This window comes from Cyanobacteria bacterium GSL.Bin1 (assembly GCA_009909085.1).
Classification (GTDB): domain Bacteria; phylum Cyanobacteriota; class Cyanobacteriia; order Cyanobacteriales; family Rubidibacteraceae; genus Halothece.
This window is the reverse complement of the sequence record JAAANX010000114.1, coordinates 1-18,150: the sequence shown is the minus strand read 5'-3', so window position 1 is coordinate 18,150 and position 18,150 is coordinate 1. Positions and strand designations below refer to the sequence as shown.

The following is an 18,150-nucleotide window of genomic DNA, read 5'->3' as shown; positions in this document are numbered from 1 at the left end:
ACTTGAGCAAGGAGTAGTGGGTCATGAACTGAATCGACATTGATCAACTCAGATCCTGAGCTGTCGTAGTACAATAACCTCGTTTACCTAATTGGAGGAGGATCAGTGACGACAAAGGTTGTAATTATCCGTCATGGACAAAGTACCTATAATATCGAACACATCATCCAGGGACGTTGTGACAAATCGGTTTTAACGGAAAAAGGTCGCGCCGATGCACAAAAAGTAGGTGCTGTGTTGCGTCAACTTGATCTTGCAGCACTCTATACCAGTCCTCTCCAAAGAGCAAAAGAAACGGCAGAAATTATTCATAGCTGTTTTCAGGTTGCCCCTCCCCTCGAAGTTTCTGAATTACTACAAGAAGTAGATCTTCCCTTATGGGAAGAAAAGAAAAAAAATGAGGTTGTCGAGCAATTTCCAGATGATTATTACTGTTGGAAAACACGTCCTCATGAATTTTATATGATGGTTAATGGTCAAGAACATTATCCAGTTTTATCTCTCTATGAACAAGCCCAAAATTTCTGGAAAGAAATCGTTGCTAAGCATGAAGGAGAAACGATCGCGATTGTTGCTCATAATGGGATTAATCGTTGTTTAATTAGTAGCGCGATTGGGGTTCTACCCAATCGTTACCATTCGATTCAACAATCTAATTGTGGGATTAATGTTCTGAACTTCAAAGGCGCATGGGGCGAACCCGTTGAATTAGAATCACTCAATCAAACCTCTCATTTGGGAACTGCTTTACCCTCTCCCCGGAAAAATCAAGGAATCCGGTTACTTTTAGTCCGTCACGGAGAAACTGATTGGAATAAAGAATCTCGCTTCCAAGGGAAAATGGATATTCCGCTTAATGAAAATGGCAGAGAACAAGGGAGAAAAGCTGCCGATTTTTTGAAAGAAGCCTTATTAGATTTTGCCATTTCTAGCCCGATGTTACGCCCGAAAGAAACAGCAGAATTAATCTTAGCCCATCATTCAGGCGTGCCGTTAGAAATCAAGGAAGGACTCTTAGAAATTAGTCATGGCAAATGGGAAGGTAAATTAAAACCGGAAATTCAAGCCGAATATCCAGAATTACTCAAACAATGGCAAGAAACACCAGAAATGGTACAGATGCCAGACGGGGAAAATTTACAGCAAGTTTGGGATCGTGCTGTTGCGTCTTGGGAAGAAATTGTTGTAGAAAAAAGCAATTCTCCTGACCAAATCAAAACCGGCATTGTTGTTGCCCATGATGCGATTAATAAAGTGATTTTGTGTGCCTTATTAGGGCTATCTCCAAGCAATTTCTGGAATGTGAAGCAAGGCAATGGTGCAGTAAGTGTGATTGACTATCCTGAAGGTAAAGAGGGTGCGCCGGTTTTGCAAGCAATTAATATTACCAGTCATCTGAGTGAGGGCATTTTTGACCAAACTGCAGCGGGTGCTTTATAAATTGAGTGCTGGGGATTTCTCAGTTCTCACTCTCCTGAAAAATCCCCATTTGAATGAAAGTATTGCTAAGCTGCTTGATAAAGCATTACAAGTTAAAGTTACTCCAAAAGATAGTACTAGGGAACATCGCGCTTTGGGTACAGATTCTTTCGTATCTAAAGTTACAGCTCCACATGAACTGAAATGTAAGATGATGGAGTATTTATTCGCAATTTTAAAAAAAATACTCACCAATGTTCGATTTTCTCAACGACCTCATTTGGAGTAAGCTCCTGATTGTCCTTTTAATTGCTTTAGGACTCACTTTTACAATTCGTTCCCGTTTCGTTCAATTTCGCTACTTCGGGCAAATGTTGTCCAACTTCAAGGAGGGGTTCACTCATGAAGAAGGTCACCTCAGTTCCTTTCAGGCGCTTGCTTTAAGCGTTGCTGGTCGAGTGGGAGCGGGAAATATTGCTGGGGTCGCTGTCGCAATTACCTTAGGAGGACCAGGCGCGATCTTTTGGATGTGGTTAATTGGCTTAATCGGTATGGCGACCAGTTTCTTCGAGTGTACTCTCAGCCAGGTCTTTAAGAGAGCCGAACCTGACGGCACTTATCGAGGCGGTCCCGCTTACTACATCGAGCAAGGCTTGAATCAGCGCTGGTTAGCTGCTGTTTTCTCGGTTTTACTGCTAGTAACCTTTGGTTTGGGCTTTAATGCGCTCCAATCCTACACAGTGGCTGCATCGGTAGAGGATACCTTTGGTTTATCTCGCGACATGACAGCCTTTATCATGATGGGGATGTTGGGCGCGATCATTTTTGGTGGGGTTAAGCGCATCGCTCACGTTGCAGAATATATCGTACCAATCATGGCAATTGGCTATTTCCTAATGTCACTCGCGGTTATCATCACTAACCTAGACGGCATACCCAGCGTTTTCGCCTCTATTGTTCGTGGTGCTTTTGGGCTTGATTCAGCGATTACGGGTGGTATTGGGGCGGCAATCATCTTTGGCGTGAAGCGGGGGCTGTTTTCCAACGAAGCGGGTTTAGGGAGCGCCCCTAACGTTGCAGCAGTGGCTTACGTCAAGCATCCTGTCAATCAAGGAATTCTTCAGTCTATAAGTGTCTTCATTGACACGATGATTTTATGTACTTGTACCGCAGCCGTGATTTTACTCTCTGGTGTTTATGAACCCGGTGCGGAGGTCAACGGAGTGACACTGACCCAGAATGCCATGTCTGAACAATTTGGTTTTTTAGGACAAGTCTTTGTCACTATTGGTTTGGCTCTGTTTGCTTTCACCTCTATGCTGTATAACTATTATTTAGGTGAGAATAGCCTTAATTTCTTCAGCGAAGAAAATCATGCCCTCTTCAACGGCTTTCGCGTTTTAACCCTTGCCTTGATTATCTGGGGAGCAACGCAGGATCTCAGTACAGTATTTGGCTTTGCCGACCTGACAATGGGGTTATTAGCCTTAGTGAACTTAGCAGCACTGATCATGTTATTTGGAGTCGGGCTAAAGGTGTTGCACAATTTCGAGAAACAGATTCGCAGTGGCGAGAAACAACCTTTGTTCAGTGCCGCTAGTTTACCTGGAGTTGAAATTGACGCCAAGGCATGGCCCAATCAAGCATCAGAGCCAGAACCGACAGTTGAGCGGTTCGAGGTGGGTATGCTTCGTTAAGCTTAATCACTGCTTCTAATCTCATTTTCAAAAGATTAAGCTACCGTTAAAGTTATTCAACGCTTTGTGTTCTTTGTGTCTTTGTGGTTAATTTTGTAGCCTTTGTTCTCAAAAATGGGATAACTTTTCCATATCCTAATAAAACGCGATCGCGTCCTCACTTCGCTCCGGTTCGATTCGCTGCCAGAGGCAATCGCGCTCTTCCAATCAGGGGGCGTGATTAATATTTTTGAATGATTGGTAGCTGGTTTTCAATAACTTTTTTAGAAACGCCTGTGATCGAGCAACAGGTACCACTTCTATTATTATCATCACTGACGGTAACAGAATTTTCCGATCCAATCAAAGATTATGATCAAGGAGATGTCACAATAAGCAGACGGTATTCTCATCAGAACAATCAACCTTCTATGGCTTCAGATTTGAATTGGCTTTATCGCGGTACAACAGAAATTTTCCCGAATCAACCGGAATCGGATAATCCTGACGAAAATTTAGAACAGCGTCTCCTGCGCAGCGATTCTCCCTTGCGCGTAAAATTAGGGATTGACCCAACCGGAACCGATATTCATTTGGGACATAGTATTCCCGTGCGCAAACTGCGGGCTTTTCAAGATGCTGGACATACTGCAGTTTTAATTATTGGCGATTTTACCGCCCAAATTGGCGATCCCACGGGGAAATCGGAAGTCCGCAAGCATTTAACCCCGGAAGAAGTGGAAGCGAACGCCAAAACTTACCTTGAACAATTGCGTCCCATCCTCGATTTTGATACTCCTGGACGTTTAGAAATTCGCTACAATTCCGAATGGTTAAAAGACCTTGATTTAAACCAAATTTTGGCATTATTAGCCACCATGACGGTCGGGCAAATGTTAGCCAAAGAAGGCTTTGCAGAACGCTACGAAAAAGATCAGCCGATTTATCTTCATGAGTTTATGTATCCTCTCATGCAAGGGTATGATTCCGTTGCCGTGGAAGCAGATGTGGAGTTAGGCGGAACCGATCAAAAATTTAATATTGCCGTGGGAAGAGACTTACAACGCTACTTTAAAAAACGTCCCCAGTTTGGCTTATTAACGCCAATTTTAATCGGGACTGATGGGGTGCAAAAAATGTCAAAATCCTTGAATAATTACGTGGGGCTAAAAGAAGATGCCTTGAGTATGTATTCTAAATTGGAGAAAGTTCCGGATGACCAAATTAGAACCTATTTTGAACTACTGACAAACTTACCCTTGGATCAGCTTCCAGAAAATCCTCGGGAGTGCCAAAAATTATTAGGCTTAGAAGTGACCAGTCACTATCATGGAAAAGAAGTGGCAGAACAAGCGCAAAAATCGGCATTGAGTTTAGTTTCGGGGCAAACGGGAGAAGCAGCAGCCGTTCCTGAATACTCTCTCTCAGAATTTGCATTTCCCGTGAAGTTATTTTATCTGCTCAATGTCACTGGTTTATGTGCTAGCAGTGGCGAAGGACGACGGCAAATTAAAGGGGGCGCGGTGCGTTTAGATGGAGAAAAAGTGACGGATGTGAATGCTGAATTTCAGACGGCTGAAGAATTAGCTGACAAAACCTTACAAGTGGGGAAAAAGAAATTTGTTCGCTTAGTTTAAAGCGCGATCAAGATTCATGATTTTCAATTCTGTCTTGTTTCATTGCAGCGATCGCGCTGTATGATTTAACGGTGATACCCCTGAAGATTGAGTACAAATATTCGGTATGAAGTATTTTTTCCTTACGGAAGGGTGGACAATTGGGCGAATTTGGGAATTTGGCGGACTGTGGAACGTGAATGGCCGACGACGAGCGGCTTATTTGCAAGCCTTACCGATTTGTCTAATTGAAAATCAGGAAAAACTCGTTTTATACGAAGTCGAAGATGATGTCTTAATGGTGGAAGTTTTATCTCCCGATCAAAATAAGAATACTTCGAGTTCGATTGGTCAAGTTGTCCTCAAACGTTTAATTAGTGCAGAACAAGTGATTCGTTATTTAGCTAACGGCAAAATCATTAATGATCGTCAGTAGCAGCACTCTTCTTAAATCAAACAAATAACGAATAATAAGCTGATCAATTTTCCTTCAGCCATTGCTCTAAATCTTGAATAGAATTAAAGTCTAATAGGGCTTCTGCGAGGTCTTCTAATCTCCAGAGGTAACATCAGTAAAAACTTCTTTATCTAATAATTGCAAAGATTGAGAGTCTAAATCATTCACAATTTCTGGAAAAAACAACTCAATAAATTCTATGAAAAAGGTAGATAGGAGTTCCTTAAAGAGTCGATCATGATTGATTTTTTGAGCTTCAGCCATTGTCTAAAAGGGATCACTCAATTATAAAATATAACAATTAATGTAATGACAAAGAAAAGCTAAAAATGGTTAAACCAGAATATGATGCAGCACGTGAAGAACGGATTAGTCGTGAAGTTTTTGTCGATGTCTATACGGAAGAAGAAGCGGCTTTATGCTGGTATTACTATTTAGAAAATAAACTCAACTTTCCCATAATGGGGCAAAGAAACGGTTCAGGTGATTGGCATGGAACCAGATTCCGAAGCTGCTGGATCACAGGTGCAGTTGCAAGTGCTGTATCGAGAAGGAGACATGGAAGATATTTTCCCGGTCTTGGTTGCCGACTTACAACCGATCGCGCCTGATACCGAAACCCAAACCGCGATCGCGGATCTGCATTACTGGATCCAAAGGGGTCATTAATCATTTTTTTTGTTCTCTACCGCGAGAAAGCATTTAAATTTAAGAGTGATCTATGATTCATTCTTTGTTATTGCTATGTCTCGTCCTGTTCTTTACGTTGCCATTACCAGTCACGGCTTTGGTCATGCCGTCCGCGCCGCCTCTGTTGCTGCAGCCGCCCAAGCCTTGCTTCCTGAATTATTGCCCATTTTTGTAACGAAAGTTCCTGATTGGTTGCTGAGTTCCTATGTGCCCGGAGACTTTATACAGCGCGATCGCGCGTTGGATGTAGGAGTGGTCCAAAGCGATAGCATCCAAATGGATTTAGACGCCACCCGCCAAGAATTAGAGAAAATTCGGAAAAACGAAGACAGAATTATTCAAGAAGAAGCAGAATTGATTGCTGATCAGGGGGTAAGCCTCATGATTGCCGATATTCCTGCTTTAGCGGGAAAAATTGCCAAAACGGCTGGCATTCCCTGTTGGTCCATTACCAATTTCGGTTGGGATTTTATTTATCGCGACTGGGGAGAAGCGTTTCATGAACTTGCTGATTGGATGAGTGAAGGCTATAGTTACAGCGATCGCACCTTTCGACTGCCGATGTACGAACCGATGAGTGCCTTCCCTAATCTCGGGGATGTCGGCTTAACTGGTGGGATTCCCCGATGGAGTGCCGATGCGATTCGAGAACAATTTAAATTAATTCAACCGCAAGAAAAAACCGTTCTTCTCTCCTTTGGCGGCTTGGGGTTACACAAAATCCCTTATGAAAATTTACAATATTTTACAGACTGGCAATTCATTACCTTTGATCGGCAAGCCCCTGACCTTCCTAACTTGTTAAAGGTCACAGACCATCACTATCGCCCCCTGGATTTTATGCCAGTAGCAGGGCGTGTAGTTTCCAAGCCAGGGTATAGTACCTTCTCTGAAGCGATACGGGTGGGAGTTCCAATTGTTTCTTTACGTCGGGAACGGTTTGCTGAGTCGCCTCTCTTGCTAAAGGGGATTGAAAATTATGCTGACCATCAAATTATTTCTCCGGAATCGTTTTTTGAAGACAGTTGGTCTTTCTTAAAGGAAACTCCGCAACCGCCTCGTCTTCCTGACACAGTAGAGAAAGATGGGACCGAACAAATTGCCAGCGCGATCGTTAACCATTTTGTAACGCTTAACTCCTCTGTAACTAACTCAACAAGCAATCATGTCTGATCCGACTGCTGTTTCTGAAGAACTTCCTAACTCAGTAACCGAAGCCTTAAGCCAAGAGGAAGCCTCCTTTCACCAAGATCCAGTAACCCTCGATTTAGCCTTAGAAGATGTCCATCGCGTCAATGAACAACAACATCAACAAAGTCAACTTCTAGCAACAAAACTTAATATCTTATTTGCGGTGAATGGCGGTGGGTTACTCACTGCCCTTGCCATTTCCAAGCTGATTTTAATTCCTAGTATTTTTAGTATTGGGGAAATGATTGGCTTTGTAGTGACATTTGGCTTGTTACTGAGTGCCTTTTTACCGCGTCAAGTTGCAGTAACCCCTAATCTTGGCAACATGGAGGTGTTAAAGCGTTACCTGACTCTGTCCAAAACAGAGTACCAGTTACAGATGATTGTGAATCTAGCAGAGACTTATAATGTAAATAAGCAAAGATTAGATGACAAGTCTAAATCGTTAACCTATGCTGCTTATTCCACTTTTGGAATTGTCGTCATTATCGTCTGTCATGTACTCACGATTTACTATCGTTCGAGTTCATGATTGTCGTAAATTGAGCTATGAATACCCAATCAGACAACGATCCTCATTATGACGATTATTCTTCTGATCAGGAGGGTAATCAAGAACAAGAAGAAGGGTTTGAACTCCCTGAACCCGACCTTGATAATGTCACGGTTTTAACAGAAAGCTTACCCAATAATCCCATTATTCCCTGGCACCACTATGATTCTCCTTGGGAAGAAAAAGAAGACGAACAAGAAGAGAGTGAGGAAGATACTAATGAAGAAAAACAAAGTACAGGCTAGAGCAGTAGCAAGGGAAAATAACGAATAGCTTAATATTTATGAGTCATTATCAAACAACAATTACTGTCAAAACGACAGGAAAATGCTTACATAAAATTACTTCTAAAGTGGAAGCGATTGTTGCGCAGTCGGGTGTAGAGAGAGGATTGTGTACTGTCTTTATTCGTCACACTTCAGCCAGTTTAATTATTCAAGAAAATGCCGATCCCGATGTTTTAACGGATCTTTCTAACTTTTTTAAAAAATTAGTGCCCGAAGATCGCAGCCTCTATGTTCATAATGCCGAAGGACCCGATGATATGCCAGCTCACATCCGCTCGGTCTTAACCAAAACCTCAGAGCAAATCCCTATTGATCGCGGACAGTTGATGTTAGGAACCTGGCAAGGAATTTATTTATGGGAACATCGCGATCGCGCTCATTCCAGAGAACTTGTTATTCATATTAGCGGTAATTAACTCAACACTCAACTCCCTGGTCCAGGCGTTCACCCGAAACGTCTTTTTTTTTCTAGACTAAAGAAAGGGATAATTTGACCCTTCCCTTGCTCACCCCCAAGATATTGCAGTATCCGATAAAACCAATGAAAAAACAATTTGGCGCTAAAACCCACCGCAAGCCGATTTCCCGCTATTTCCTTCCCCTCGCAACCGGTTGGATGATTCTCCAAAGTGTTTTTTTTGCCTCCCCAACCCTGGCACAAAATAAGTCTGAGGAATTAAGTTACAGCCAATTTCTCCAGAAAATTGAGCAAGGAGAAGTAGAAAGAGTGGAACTCGATCCCCGTACCAATATCGCAATTGTTGAGATGGTTGGGGAAAGTGGTGAAACTGTTAAGCGAGAAGTGAGGTTATTTGAGCAAAATAGCGAATTAATCGCCCAATTACGGAATAGCGACATTCCCATTGATGTGGAAGCCTCTAACGATAACAGTCAAACTGCCGGTATTATTGCTAATGGTGTCCTGATCCTACTGTTGGTGGGAGGACTGGCTTTGATTATTCGCCGTTCTGCAAAAGCCTCCGGACAGGCCATGAGTTTCGGAAAATCTCGTGCTCGATACCAAGTGGAAGACCAAACGGGCATTCGCTTTGATGATGTGGCAGGAATTGATGAAGCCAAAGAAGAACTACAAGAAGTGGTGACCTTCCTCAAAGAAACAGAACGCTTTACCGCAGTAGGGGCTAAAATTCCGAAAGGAGTGTTACTGGTGGGATCGCCTGGAACCGGGAAAACCCTCCTCGCGAAAGCCGTTTCAGGAGAAGCCGGGGTCCCCTTTTACAGCATTTCCGGGTCGGAATTTGTAGAAATGTTTGTCGGGGTGGGTGCCTCTCGCGTCAGAGATTTATTTAAAAAAGCCAAAGAAAATGCCCCCTGTCTCGTTTTTATTGATGAAATTGACGCCGTCGGACGCAAACGCGGTGCCGGTGTTGGCGGGGGAAATGACGAACGGGAACAAACCCTTAACCAATTGTTAACTGAAATGAATGGGTTTGAAGAAAATGCTGGGGTGATTGTCATTGCGGCGACAAACCGCCCAGATGTCCTGGATCCAGCCTTATTGCGTCCCGGACGATTTGATCGGCAAATTACTGTGGACTTACCCAGTTACAAAGGGCGCTTAGGAATTTTAGATGTTCATTCTCGGAACAAAAAACTTGACCCAGATGTTTCTTTAGAAGCGATCGCGCGCAGAACCCCCGGTTTGTCTGGTGCTGATTTAGCCAACCTCCTCAATGAAGCGGCAATTCTCACCGCACGCCGTTTCAAAGACACGATTACGAACCGAGAAATTGATGATGCCTTAGATCGCATTACCATCGGCTTAAGTTTGAATCCACTGCTCGATAGCAAGAAAAAACGTCTCATTGCTTACCATGAAGTGGGACACGCCCTGTTGATGACCCTATTAGAACATTCCGATCCGTTGAATAAAGTGACGATTATTCCTCGTGCTGGGGGTGTCGGCGGTTTCGCTCAACAAAGTTTTAATGAAGATATGGTTGATAGCGGATTATACACCCGGGCGTGGATGATCGACCGGATTACCATTACTTTAGGGGGACGCGCCGCAGAAAAAGAAATCTTTGGCGATGCCGAGGTCACAGCCGGTGCGAGTAATGACTTAAAAGTCGTCTCCAACTTGGCGCGAGAAATGGTAACCCGTTATGGGATGTCTGATTTGGGTCCTTTGGCATTGGAAGGTCAAAGCGAACAGGTCTTTTTAGGGCGAGGGGATGCCAATCGTCATCCTGACTATTCTGAAGAAGTGGCGACAAAAATTGACCAGCAAGTGCGCGCGATCGCGCTGCGCTGTTATGAAAAAGCCCGCCAAATTATCCGCGAAAACCGCCCTCTCATGGATCATTTGGTTGATCTGCTGCTCTACGAAGAAACCATTGAAGGGGAAGAGTTTCGGAAAATTGTGTCTCAATACACTCAACTGCCGAAAAAGCAACTGGTTCCCTCTGGAAACCAGTAATGCCAACGGTGAGAGCTGCAGCACCCCCTGAATCGGATTCTACTTTTGCCATGAAAGACACGCTTGCCGTCCCTTCCTCTCAGTTCCAGCACTATGGTAGGAAATACGAACAAGAGTTATTAGAAAATGTCATTCCCTTTTGGGAAAAGCATTCTCCGGATTGGAAGCATGGCGGTTACTTCAACTGCCTTGACCAAGATGGTACAGTCTATGATTCAACTAAACATATCTGGTTACAAGGACGACAAGTTTGGATCTTCAGTAAGTTTTATCGCGACATTGAATCAAAACCCGAATGGTTAACAATGGCGCGTTTAGGGGCTGATTTCTTGCAAAATTATGCGATTCGAGAGGATCGCCGGGTTTATTTTTCCGTCACTGCCCAAGGAAAGCCAATTTATCAACAACGGAAAATTTTTTCTGAATGCTTTTATATCATGGCACTGGCTGAGTTTGCTCGTGCCAGTGAACAACCCCAACTCTTAAAGGAAGCAAAGTTAGAACTAGAAAACGTTTGGGATTGGGCGCAGGATTGGACAAAAGTGGGGCGACCGCATTATTCGGGGCAAACGTCTGCTCAAAGTTTAGCCGTCCCCATGATTTTGCTGAATTTAATTGCAGAAGTCGCAGAAGAAGACACCCACGCCTATCAGCGAGAAGTCGATGATTGTATTCATCGTTTAAGACGTCATATTCATCCGGAGACAAAAACCGTTTATGAAACGGTCACTCCTGAGGGACAACTCATCAATAGTAGTGAAGGTAGATTAATCAATCCAGGACACGCCATAGAAGCAGGTTGGTTTCTCCAACATTGGGCGCAACACTTACAAAAACCGGCGTTATCAGAAACGGCGATTGAGATGATTCGCTGGTCTTTTGAGCGGGGTTGGGATGCTGAATATGGCGGGATTTATTATTTCCTGGATGCCCAAGGGTATAGCCCGACGCCCTTGGAATGGTTTATGAAACTATGGTGGGTGCATTGTGAAGCCTTGTACGCCCATCTCTTAAATTTTTCCCTCACGGGAGAACGAGCCGATTGGGAAGCGTTTCAGCAAGTAGATGCCTATATTTTTAGCCATTTCCGTGACCCGAAATATGGCGAATGGTTTGGCTATCTCGATCGCGCTGGCAATGTTACCCATCGCTTCAAGGGAGGTCCTTACAAGGGCTGTTTTCATGTTCCCCGCGCCCTCTGGCTGTGTTGGCGACTTTTAGAGAAATTAGAAAAATCTGCTCCAAATTAAAAATAATGGTTTACAGGAGACCAAAGTCTGGCATGATATCTCTGAAGAGAGTGACAAGTGAGTGAGTTTGTAATGCGTATTCTTAATTTTGTGGTGATTTTTGCCAGTGGCTTGGCTTTAGTGTTGTTTAGTATCGAAAATACCGAACTAACGACCATTCAAATTATTCCGGGGTATGAAGTGCAAGCGCCCTTAGCCATTGAACTGATTTTAGCGATGGGGATTGGAGCAACCCTAGCTTGGTTATATAGTATTTGGAGCCGTCTCACTCGTCAAATTGCAACCTTTGGTCAGAAACGAGAATTAAAAAAGAAAGAGAAAGAGGTAGAGACCCTCAGTAAAGACGTTGAAAACTATAAAATGCAGCTAGAAGAACAACAAAAACGTTTACCCCAAGGCGAGGAAACCTCCAAAACGGAATCATGAATCTAGATGCGAGTATGGGGACTGAAGAAGCGAGTCCTGCGAATGCAGCAATTACCCTCTTGATTGATCTCGCCCAACGTCGAGAAATCGATCCCTGGGATGTCGATGTGATTAAAGTGATTGATCGATTCTTGCAAGATTTAGATCAACTCAGTCAGCTTCACTTACCCCAATCCGGACAAGCCTTTCTTTGGGCTTCAATGTTGGTCTCGTTCAAAGCGGATACCTTAGAAGCCCTGGCTGAAGATGACCAGGAGGAAGCCGAAGCAGATGAGCCGATTCCGGAAGAAGCAGAAACCTCCCGCCGCCGACTCCCGCAAAAATTAGAACACCATATTCGGCGGCGTGGGAGTGCCCCCCCTCCCCAGAAACGACGGGTCACGCTTTCAGAGTTAATTACTTATCTCAAAGAACTAGGGGAGCAAATTGAAGATACTTCCCCAGCCTCTCGTGCGCGATCGCGCACTTCTTCAAAGCGAGAAACAGCACAGATGATCACCCATCTGGCTCATAATGAAAATTTAACCGAACTGGCGACCGAACTAGAAACCTTCTTGCTGCGGGAAACCTCTCTCTTCAATTCGGAAGAACTTTGGATGAGCTTAGATGAGCTTGCTGCACGTTGGAAGCAACAGAAAATAGAAACAACAGCAGAGAATGGTTCCGAACCCGTAACAGAGAAAGGGAATCGAGTGGGAATTTTTTGGGCTTTACTATTACTATCAGCACAATCTAAAGTGGAATTATCCCAAGCAGCGTTCTATCAAGACCTACATTTACGCTTTCTTCAGGAGAAAAAACTTAGTGATTGAAGGAGGATTATAATAGTGAGATAATGAAGCTAAGCCAAAAAGCAGTTGCAAGATTCAGTCAGCCAGTAGATAATGAATCACCCGGCAACAAAAATGCATTGCTAAGAACCGCTACAATGCAATCTAAACACTTATCCTCTTATCCTATACAGCGACTGGGATCAGAGGAGCCAATAAACACCCAAATGAGAATTGAGGAGTCAATGCGCTATGAAAGCCATGATTTTGGCAGCAGGGAAAGGGACTCGCGTCCGACCGATTACTTACACCATTCCCAAACCACTCATACCCATTCTACAAAAGCCAGTCATGGAGTTTTTGTTAGAACTATTACGCCAACATGGTTTTACCGAAGTAATGGTCAATGTCAGCCATCTTGCCCAAGAAATTGAAAGTTATTTTCGAGATGGTCAACGCTTTGGCGTCGATATTGCCTATTCTTTTGAGGGGCGGATTGTTGATGGCGAATTAGTTGGTGAAGCATTAAGCTCTGCAGGCGGGATTCGGCGGATTCAAGATTTTAATAAGTTTTTTGATGATACGTTTGTGGTGCTTTGTGGGGATGCGCTAATTGACTTAGATTTAACGGCAGCGCTGAAACAACATAAAGAGAGAGGCGCGATCGCAACCGTTATTACCAAGGATGTTCCCCCAGATAAAGTCTCGAGTTATGGAGTTGTGGTTACTGATGACAACAACCGGATTACTGCTTTCCAAGAAAAACCTTCGGTTGAAGAAGCACTCAGCACCAAAATCAATACCGGGATTTATATTCTCGAACCGGAAGTGATCGACTATATTCCTCCCGATCAAGTCTATGACCTCGGTAGTGATTTATTCCCAAAACTGGTTGCAAAAGGGGCACCGTTCTATGCGGTTCCCATGGATTTCCAATGGGTGGATATTGGAAAAGTTCCAGATTATTGGCATGCGGTTCGAGGCGTGTTGCTCGGAGAAATTAAAAACGTTGACATCCCGGGACATGAAGTTACCCCTGGTGTTTATACTGGACTCAATGTCGCAGTGAACTGGGATAAAGTTGATATTACCGGACCGGTTTATATTGGTGGTATGACCCGCATTGAAGATGGGGCGACAATTGTTGGTCCGGCTATGATTGGTCCCAATTGTTGGATTTGTAGCGGAGCAACGGTCAAAAACAGCGTGATTTTTGAATATTCGCGATTGGGTCCCAAGGTCCGTTTAGTGGATAAACTGGTTTTTGGACGCTACTGTGTGGATAAAACAGGTACCACCATCGATGTGCAAGCAGCTGCTTTGGACTGGTTGATTACCGATGCTCGACAAACGCCACCGCAATTTGAATTGGAAGAACAAGAAGCGATCGCGCAACTCCTAATCGGTGAGTAAGAGGCGTTGGCTGGAGTAGGAGAATTTTCACTCCCCTACTCCAATAAACTGGGATCCTCCAACAAAGTTTGTAAGCCAAGTTTCATTTCCTCAACACTGGTGGTTGCGGTGCCAAACTGACGGACCACAATACTTGCAGCAAGGTTTCCTAACACGGCTGCTTCCCAAGGACTGGCACCAGCACACAAACTAATGGTTAAGGCTGAAACCACCGTATCGCCAGCACCAGTGACATCAAATACATCTGTGCGGTTAAATGGAGGAATATGATCAATCTCTCCGGTTTGGCTAAAGAGGCTCATGCCTTGTTCTCCGCGCGTAATCAAGATATAGTTGGCTTGGGTCAAATGGAGGAGATCTCTTCCGGCTTTAGATAACAAATCTTCGTTACTAATGTTATATCCAACTGCTGCTTCTGCTTCTGGTAGGTTAGGGGTAAACAGCGTAGCGCCTCGATAACGGGATAAGTTATTTTGAGCATCGACAACCGTGCAATTATGAGATAAAGCGGAGGCGATTACCGGTGAACTGAGGACACCATCGCCATAATCGGAACAGACCACCGCATCTACTGCTGGGATTGATGCTTTGACATAATGAGCAATTTGTAAAACCGAATTCTCACTTGGGGGAAAGTTTGATTTGCGATCAAGCCGGACGATTTGCTGCGTGACCGATTGGCGAGCATGACCCGAAATCCGAGTTTTGGTGACTGTTTCGCGATCGCGCTCAGCAATGATCCCAGCCGTATCAATTCCTGCCTTGGTAAAAATGTCTTGAAGGGCTTTTCCTTGAGCATCATTGCCAATTAAACCTGCCACTTTCACTTGAGCCCCCAGCTTGGCCAAATTATAAACGGCATTCCCCCCCCCGCCTGGAATTTGGACGGTATTTTCATGGCGCAAAATTAATACTGGGGCTTCTCGCGAGAGACGTTCGACTTCCCCATTGACAAACTCATCTAAGGCTAAATCGCCCACGACTAAAATAGAGGGCTGTTCAAAAGCATCTAAGAGATTAAACAATCGTTGAGAATTGGCTTCTAATTGTGCTAAAAAATCATTCATTACCTTTTTTGAACCCATTCATTGTTCAAACTTTTCCCGCATCTGTTCTACTCAGTCTAATCCTTAGTGATGAACTTCCAGATAATTTTCGTTTCACCTTTAACATGATAAAAATCTTTTAATACAGTAATCCTAATCACTTTTAAACGAGACTAACTAGAGTTGACTGATTTTCCTTCGTTTACTCTCTATTGATAATAAACTAAACGAAATCAAGAGTCTTCAGTTCACACTCTAGTCTTCAGTCATTAAGTTTTCTGCTTGATCGTCATTTTTTTACCCTTAAGCCAAACCGGCTTTGCAACAGTCGTGAGATGTACTAAATTGTAATAAAAGCATAAGATTTAAAGTTCTGAATCAAAGTAACTATTGGAGAAGAAAATAAAGTAAAAATGAGGCATAATCAATAGTTTAGATTTGATTTATTGAGTGATTCTTCTGAAGGAAAGGCAACGAGCTAGTGTTAGGATAATGGCAATTTCAACACTATTGGTGTAGGGATTATCGCTAATTTCTTGACTTAAATTATGTTTACTGTTTCCAAATCAAAACCGTCGAATCGCGTTCGTCGTTCCAAATCTTCTGGTTCGAGAGTCACTTCCCAGCCCCTTCCTCAACAATGGCAATCTTCTTCTCCAAAGAAGAAAAAGTCATTTCCTGTGTTCATTCAGATTTTATTGTTGTTGCAACATACCTCTTCCTTAGTAGCTTTGGGCGCGATCGCGCTGAGTTTAGTGATGTATGGCTTGCAATTTCGGACTCAACAAGCATGGAACCAAGAATATGAAGAGTTACAAAGCTTACAGCGTTATGAGCGTACAGTTACTGGTATTAATGAAGCACTGAAAGATGAAATTGCTGAATCAGGAAGTAATAATAGTCAAAACTTGGTTCCGATCACCCCAGAGCGCAATATTTATTTGCAACCCGCAGCGATTCCCAATGCGGAAGTCTCTCCCTCTTCTTCAGAACCAGAAAACCAGAACGCTTTCCTAACCAATCGTCCCATTGCCTATTAAACCTATGCAAAACGTCAATCGGGAATTCAGAAGATTAATCTTCATTTGGATATTTTTCCTACTCGCAGCGGTTGGCTTAGGCGCAAGAGTCTATCACCTGCAAATTCTTGAAGTCAAGGGACAACGACTGCATGAAAAAGCGGCTAACCAACAGCGATTTTCCCTCAAAGATTACGTTCCTCGACGTTCAATTGTGGATCGACAGGGAAATGTTTTAGCGACGGATCGCGCTGTTTATACCCTCTATGTTCATCCGAAATACTTCCAGCCATCTCATTCCGTTATTGCTCAAGAGTTAGCTAACATCCTAGAAGGCACCAGTCAAAGTGAGTTAACAAAACGGTTTCAACAACAACCCTCGGGAATTCGGCTTCGGGATAACTTAACGGAAGAACTAGCAGATGATATTCGAGCCTTAAATCGGGATGGTTTAGATTTAAGACCCACCTATAGTCGCTATTACCCCCATGAAACATTAGCCGCCAATGTTCTGGGATATGTACAAAAAGATGAGCATCAGGGGAAAAGTGGGGTTGAATTTACCCAACAAGACAAATTAACGCGCACACCTAAAGATCTCCCGCTGGTTCAAAAAACAAGAAATGGTCATGTTTTACCGGTTTCCCTACCGCCACAAGCCGTTGATTTTGATGAAAAAGAACTCCAACTCACCCTGGATATTAATTTACAACGCTTAGCCGATAAAGCCTTGAAAAAACAAATGCAAGCCTTTGATGCCGAGCGTGGAACGGTGATTGTTATGGATGTTCATACGGGGGAATTATTATCTTTAGTCACAGACCCCAGCTTTGATCCTAATCAGTATTTTAAGGCGAAATGGGAAGAAATGAAAAACTGGGCGATCACCGATTTATATGAACCCGGCTCGACTTTTAAACCCATTAATGTCGCGATCGCGCTAGAAGCAGGACTCATTACCCCTCAGAGCAAATTTAATGACCCTGGCAAAATTAAGGTCGGCGGTTGGACGATTCGTAATCATGATTACTTTAGTCAAGGGGGACATGGCACGATTGGTATTGCTGAAATTTTACAAGTTTCCAGCAATGTGGGAATGATCAAAATTATGGAACGTATGCCTTCCCTTGATTATTATCATCAATTACAACAATTAGGCTTAGAAGAAAAAGTCGGGATTGATTTAATTGGCGAAATCGCGGGCTCGATTAAAAGTAAGTTTCAGTTTACCAACTACCCGATCGAACCGGCGACTGCTTCCTTTGGTCAAGGGTTTTCTTTAACGCCCATTAAACTGGCTCAACTCCACGGCGCGATCGCCAATGGAGGCAATTTAGTGACCCCTCACGTGGTAAAAGGATTAGTGGATCAAAATGGTAAAATCATTGAAGAAAAAAAGTATTCGCAACAGCAAATTTTTTCCTCAGAAACCACTGAAAAAGTGTTAGCGATGATGGAAACAGTGGTGAGTGAGGGGAGTGGCGCTAGCGCAAAAATTCCTGGTTATCGCCTAGCTGGAAAAACAGGCACCGCCCAGAAAGCAACCCCCCGCGGTTTCTATGAGAATGATAAAATCACCAGTTTTGTTGGTATTTTTCCAGTTCAAACCCCCCGTTATGTGGTCTTAGCCGTAGTGGATGAACCTAAAAAACCGTTGGCGTTTGGTTCAACTGTTGCGGCACCGATTGTCAAAGAGGTGATTGAAGGCTTAATTACCATAGAAGGAATTCCGCCCAGTCATCCCGAAGAATTGAGGGATGGGAAAGCTGAGTCATCGTGAATTACCCACAACCAATTCCTGCGGAATGTGGTTGGACGGGGCGTATAAACGTCTGGGGAGACCCCAGACGACAGCCCCTTGGCTTCTCAGCAGCACCAGCTTTCGCTTCGGTTCGTG

18 protein-coding genes and 2 pseudogenes are annotated in these 18,150 nt (G+C 43.7%); 17 read left to right on the top strand and 3 right to left on the bottom strand.

Features of this window, described 5'->3' with window-relative positions; translation table 11 throughout:
* Positions 1-105 precede the first annotated feature (105 nt).
* From GVY04_15235 to GVY04_15215, 5 genes are all read left to right on the top strand, one after another.
* Positions 106-1,440 (top strand): histidine phosphatase family protein, encoded by a 1,335-nt coding sequence (locus GVY04_15235; protein ID NBD17435.1) that lies wholly within the window; start codon positions 106-108, stop codon positions 1,438-1,440.
* Entirely contained in the window at positions 1,412-1,708 is a 297-nt protein-coding gene (locus GVY04_15230) for a hypothetical protein (protein ID NBD17434.1), read from the top strand. The genes GVY04_15235 and GVY04_15230 overlap by 29 nt, the downstream gene beginning before the upstream one ends.
* The gene (locus GVY04_15225; protein ID NBD17433.1) at positions 1,674-3,116 is read left to right on the top strand and encodes an amino acid carrier protein; all 1,443 of its coding nucleotides are present in this window, start codon (positions 1,674-1,676) and stop codon (positions 3,114-3,116) included. The genes GVY04_15230 and GVY04_15225 overlap by 35 nt, the downstream gene beginning before the upstream one ends.
* Positions 3,117-3,526: 410 nt before the next feature.
* On the top strand, positions 3,527-4,732 hold the full coding sequence (locus tag GVY04_15220; GenBank protein ID NBD17432.1) for a tyrosine--tRNA ligase: 1,206 nt from the start codon (positions 3,527-3,529) through the stop codon (positions 4,730-4,732).
* Between the two features lie 106 nt (positions 4,733-4,838).
* Complete coding sequence (locus GVY04_15215; protein NBD17431.1) at positions 4,839-5,147, top strand: hypothetical protein; 309 nt, start codon at positions 4,839-4,841, stop codon at positions 5,145-5,147.
* 43 nt (positions 5,148-5,190) lie between these two features.
* Here GVY04_15215 and GVY04_15210 read toward each other — a convergent pair.
* Positions 5,191-5,274, bottom strand: a pseudogene (locus GVY04_15210) (DUF4351 domain-containing protein).
* A pseudogene (locus tag GVY04_15205) lies at positions 5,265-5,432 on the bottom strand (flagellar assembly protein H). The pseudogenes GVY04_15210 and GVY04_15205 overlap by 10 nt, the downstream one beginning before the upstream one ends.
* Before the next feature lie 65 nt (positions 5,433-5,497).
* On the opposite strand from GVY04_15205, the gene GVY04_15200 reads away from it, so the two are divergent.
* The 10 genes from GVY04_15200 to GVY04_15155 all read left to right on the top strand — a co-directional run bounded on the left by GVY04_15200 (position 5,498) and on the right by GVY04_15155 (position 14,188).
* Positions 5,498-5,779, top strand: a complete 282-nt coding sequence (locus GVY04_15200) for a hypothetical protein (protein ID NBD17430.1) — start codon at positions 5,498-5,500, stop codon at positions 5,777-5,779.
* Between the two features lie 133 nt (positions 5,780-5,912).
* Positions 5,913-7,031: a glycosyl transferase gene (locus tag GVY04_15195; GenBank protein NBD17429.1), complete on the top strand. Its 1,119-nt coding sequence runs from the start codon at positions 5,913-5,915 to the stop codon at positions 7,029-7,031.
* Complete coding sequence (locus tag GVY04_15190) at positions 7,024-7,581, top strand: hypothetical protein (GenBank protein NBD17428.1); 558 nt, start codon at positions 7,024-7,026, stop codon at positions 7,579-7,581. Before GVY04_15195 ends, GVY04_15190 begins: the two co-directional genes overlap by 8 nt.
* 17 nt (positions 7,582-7,598) lie before the next feature.
* Positions 7,599-7,847 carry a hypothetical protein gene (locus tag GVY04_15185; GenBank protein ID NBD17427.1) on the top strand — a complete coding sequence of 83 codons (249 nt, stop codon included), beginning with the start codon at positions 7,599-7,601 and terminating at the stop codon, positions 7,845-7,847.
* Between the two features lie 38 nt (positions 7,848-7,885).
* On the top strand, positions 7,886-8,305 hold the full coding sequence (locus tag GVY04_15180; GenBank protein NBD17426.1) for a YjbQ family protein: 420 nt from the start codon (positions 7,886-7,888) through the stop codon (positions 8,303-8,305).
* A gap of 125 nt (positions 8,306-8,430) precedes the next feature.
* A complete protein-coding gene (gene hflB / locus GVY04_15175; GenBank protein NBD17425.1) occupies positions 8,431-10,329 on the top strand; it encodes an ATP-dependent zinc metalloprotease FtsH in 1,899 nt (632 codons plus the stop codon).
* A gap of 50 nt (positions 10,330-10,379) precedes the next feature.
* Positions 10,380-11,579 carry an N-acylglucosamine 2-epimerase gene (locus tag GVY04_15170; GenBank protein ID NBD17424.1) on the top strand — a complete coding sequence of 400 codons (1,200 nt, stop codon included), beginning with the start codon at positions 10,380-10,382 and terminating at the stop codon, positions 11,577-11,579.
* Positions 11,580-11,651: 72 nt separating this feature from the next.
* Positions 11,652-12,005 carry a DUF1049 domain-containing protein gene (locus GVY04_15165; GenBank protein NBD17423.1) on the top strand — a complete coding sequence of 118 codons (354 nt, stop codon included), beginning with the start codon at positions 11,652-11,654 and terminating at the stop codon, positions 12,003-12,005.
* The gene (locus tag GVY04_15160; GenBank protein ID NBD17422.1) at positions 12,002-12,817 is read left to right on the top strand and encodes a segregation/condensation protein A; all 816 of its coding nucleotides are present in this window, start codon (positions 12,002-12,004) and stop codon (positions 12,815-12,817) included. Before GVY04_15165 ends, GVY04_15160 begins: the two co-directional genes overlap by 4 nt.
* 210 nt (positions 12,818-13,027) lie before the next feature.
* A complete protein-coding gene (locus tag GVY04_15155; GenBank protein NBD17421.1) occupies positions 13,028-14,188 on the top strand; it encodes an NTP transferase domain-containing protein in 1,161 nt (386 codons plus the stop codon).
* 35 nt (positions 14,189-14,223) lie between these two features.
* Here the strand turns inward: GVY04_15155 and GVY04_15150 are convergent, their stop codons facing one another.
* Positions 14,224-15,255, bottom strand: coding sequence for a D-glycero-beta-D-manno-heptose-7-phosphate kinase (locus GVY04_15150; protein NBD17420.1), 1,032 nt, complete (start codon positions 15,253-15,255; stop codon positions 14,224-14,226).
* Between the two features lie 527 nt (positions 15,256-15,782).
* Here GVY04_15150 and GVY04_15145 point away from each other — a divergent pair.
* Both GVY04_15145 and GVY04_15140 read left to right on the top strand, forming a co-directional pair.
* A complete protein-coding gene (locus GVY04_15145) occupies positions 15,783-16,274 on the top strand; it encodes a hypothetical protein (protein NBD17419.1) in 492 nt (163 codons plus the stop codon).
* A 4-nt stretch (positions 16,275-16,278) separates the two neighbouring features.
* Positions 16,279-18,033, top strand: a complete 1,755-nt coding sequence (locus GVY04_15140) for a penicillin-binding protein 2 (protein NBD17418.1) — start codon at positions 16,279-16,281, stop codon at positions 18,031-18,033.
* The last annotated feature ends 117 nt before the right edge of the window (positions 18,034-18,150 follow it).

Coding starts and splice junctions, on each gene's coding strand:
- GVY04_15185 (NBD17427.1), top strand. CDS start 7,599: ATGAATACCCAATCAGACAACGATCCTCATTATGACGATTATTCTTCT.
- hflB (NBD17425.1), top strand. CDS start 8,431: ATGAAAAAACAATTTGGCGCTAAAACCCACCGCAAGCCGATTTCCCGC.
- GVY04_15160 (NBD17422.1), top strand. CDS start 12,002: ATGAATCTAGATGCGAGTATGGGGACTGAAGAAGCGAGTCCTGCGAAT.
- GVY04_15200 (NBD17430.1), top strand. CDS start 5,498: ATGGTTAAACCAGAATATGATGCAGCACGTGAAGAACGGATTAGTCGT.
- GVY04_15215 (NBD17431.1), top strand. CDS start 4,839: ATGAAGTATTTTTTCCTTACGGAAGGGTGGACAATTGGGCGAATTTGG.
- GVY04_15195 (NBD17429.1), top strand. CDS start 5,913: ATGTCTCGTCCTGTTCTTTACGTTGCCATTACCAGTCACGGCTTTGGT.
- GVY04_15190 (NBD17428.1), top strand. CDS start 7,024: ATGTCTGATCCGACTGCTGTTTCTGAAGAACTTCCTAACTCAGTAACC.
- GVY04_15145 (NBD17419.1), top strand. CDS start 15,783: ATGTTTACTGTTTCCAAATCAAAACCGTCGAATCGCGTTCGTCGTTCC.
- GVY04_15170 (NBD17424.1), top strand. CDS start 10,380: ATGAAAGACACGCTTGCCGTCCCTTCCTCTCAGTTCCAGCACTATGGT.
- GVY04_15155 (NBD17421.1), top strand. CDS start 13,028: ATGAAAGCCATGATTTTGGCAGCAGGGAAAGGGACTCGCGTCCGACCG.
- GVY04_15225 (NBD17433.1), top strand. CDS start 1,674: ATGTTCGATTTTCTCAACGACCTCATTTGGAGTAAGCTCCTGATTGTC.
- GVY04_15140 (NBD17418.1), top strand. CDS start 16,279: ATGCAAAACGTCAATCGGGAATTCAGAAGATTAATCTTCATTTGGATA.
- GVY04_15150 (NBD17420.1), bottom strand. CDS start 15,255: ATGAATGATTTTTTAGCACAATTAGAAGCCAATTCTCAACGATTGTTT.
- GVY04_15180 (NBD17426.1), top strand. CDS start 7,886: ATGAGTCATTATCAAACAACAATTACTGTCAAAACGACAGGAAAATGC.
- GVY04_15220 (NBD17432.1), top strand. CDS start 3,527: ATGGCTTCAGATTTGAATTGGCTTTATCGCGGTACAACAGAAATTTTC.
- GVY04_15165 (NBD17423.1), top strand. CDS start 11,652: ATGCGTATTCTTAATTTTGTGGTGATTTTTGCCAGTGGCTTGGCTTTA.